Annotated in this window: 1 protein-coding gene; it reads right to left on the bottom strand. The window is 62.8% G+C overall.

Annotation, left to right across the window (positions count from 1 at the left end):
• Positions 1 to 674: MFS transporter (locus tag OKC43_RS21675; RefSeq protein ID WP_270808806.1), on the bottom strand; the 674-nt coding region annotated here is incomplete at both ends.

Genomic DNA, 674 nt, shown 5'->3' on the forward strand with positions numbered 1-674 from the left:
CGACGCAGCGCCGGCAGGCAGAGCAAGTAGAGGGCAGCGCCTGCAATCCATGCCCACCCGTTCCACGTTGTTATAGAAGCCGCATAGATCGCCGTGAAGAGGAGGGGTCCGACGATCGAGGTCAGGCTGGTGAGCGCCGCCAGTGAGCCTTGCAGCTGCCCCTGACGTTCCTCATCCACCTGCCTGGACAACATTGTTTGCAGCGCCGGCATTCCGATGCCACCCGAAGCAAGCAGGACCATGATCGGGAACGCCATCCATCCCCGTGTCGCGAAGGCAAGCAGGATGTAGCCTGTGCCGTCGGCAATCATTCCGAGCATGAGTGCCCGCCTTTCGCCGAGCCGGGCGGCTACAGGGCCGGTGATCATTGCCTGGGCGAGTGAATGCAGAATGCCAAATGCGGCAAGCGAAATGCCGATCGTGGTCGCGTCCCAGTGAAAGCGATCCTCGCCGAAAATGACCCAAAGCGCGGCCGGCACCTGTCCGACAAGTTGCATGATGAAGAAGACCGCCATCAGGGCGGCGACGACGGTCATGCCCCGGGCCCACCGGAACGAAGCGAGCGGGTTGAGAGCCTCCCGGCGTAACGGCCGGCGTTCGCCTTTGTGCGACTCCGGCAAAAGGAAACAGCCCGTCAGGAAATTGAGGCCGTTCAAGGCTGCCGCGGCGAAGAA

Source organism: Aeromonas sp. Y289-2 (genome assembly GCF_027705925.1).
GTDB lineage: Bacteria > Pseudomonadota > Gammaproteobacteria > Enterobacterales > Aeromonadaceae > Aeromonas > Aeromonas veronii.